Source organism: Neglectibacter sp. X4, from assembly GCF_009917365.1.
Taxonomy (GTDB): Bacteria; Bacillota; Clostridia; order Oscillospirales; family Acutalibacteraceae; genus Acutalibacter.
Window position 1 is genome coordinate 1 of record NZ_QWLE01000207.1, and the last position, 791, is coordinate 791.

A 791-nucleotide genomic window follows, 5' to 3' on the forward strand; every position below is an offset into this window, starting at 1 on the left:
TTATACCGCCAACAGCCCCGTAAATCAATGATGTGGCTGGAAAAACTTACGCCCCGGCTTCCTCTTTCTGCCGCTTGTCGGCGTACTTGCGGAACACCTCATAAAGCTGCTGTTCCAGTTCCCGGCGTTTGGCCGCTTCCTGCTCCGGTGTAAATACCGGGGAGAGATTTTCCAGCGTGATTTCCTTTCCTTGAAAAGTCACGATTTCTGTTTCCTTTTTGTATCTGATATTCGTTATAAAATCACCTTTCCTTTCCATAGTTCGGTTGCCGCTTCAACTCTGCCAGCACTTCCGGCGGGATACGGTCAACCAGCCGTTGAATGTTGTGTAACTCGCTTTCCAGCTTTGCCCGTTCCATAACGCCTTTCATCTTGTCCTTTTCGCTGGCCTTTGCCCTTGCCTCCAGTTTTTCATTTTCTGCCAAGAGGTCATTTATCGTGACCTTGTATTTCTTCAACTGCCCGGAGAAGTTCTCCATCTGCGGAAACCACTTTTTGAGCATAGAGAGGGCTTCCTCTTTCTTCTTTCCGGCGTTAATTGGATTGATACCGTCCAGCGTGGCTTCAATCGCCCTCGCCTGTTTGGAGAGGGAAACCGCCTGTTTGAAAAGCCGGGTGGGGATATGCTTTCTTCCCGTTTTGCTTGCGCTCTCCCCACGCTCCAAGCTGGGGTACTTCTCCACCATATAGGCGTGAAAATCATCCTGCCATTTCGTCAGATTGGCCCGGTTGCCTATGATTTCTTTGGCGCACAGGCGGTTGTCTTTCGTCAGCGGAACAAAGGTCAAATG

Annotated in this window: 2 protein-coding genes; both read right to left on the reverse strand. The window is 50.1% G+C overall.

Annotation, left to right across the window (positions count from 1 at the left end):
• Positions 1 to 46 precede the first annotated feature (46 nt).
• Positions 47 to 259, reverse strand: coding sequence for a hypothetical protein (locus tag D1841_RS17700; RefSeq protein ID WP_016304735.1), 213 nt, complete (start codon positions 257 to 259; stop codon positions 47 to 49).
• Positions 243 to 791: plasmid recombination protein (locus D1841_RS17705; RefSeq protein ID WP_202622584.1), on the reverse strand; the 549-nt coding region annotated here is incomplete at its 5' end. The genes D1841_RS17700 and D1841_RS17705, both read right to left, overlap by 17 nt.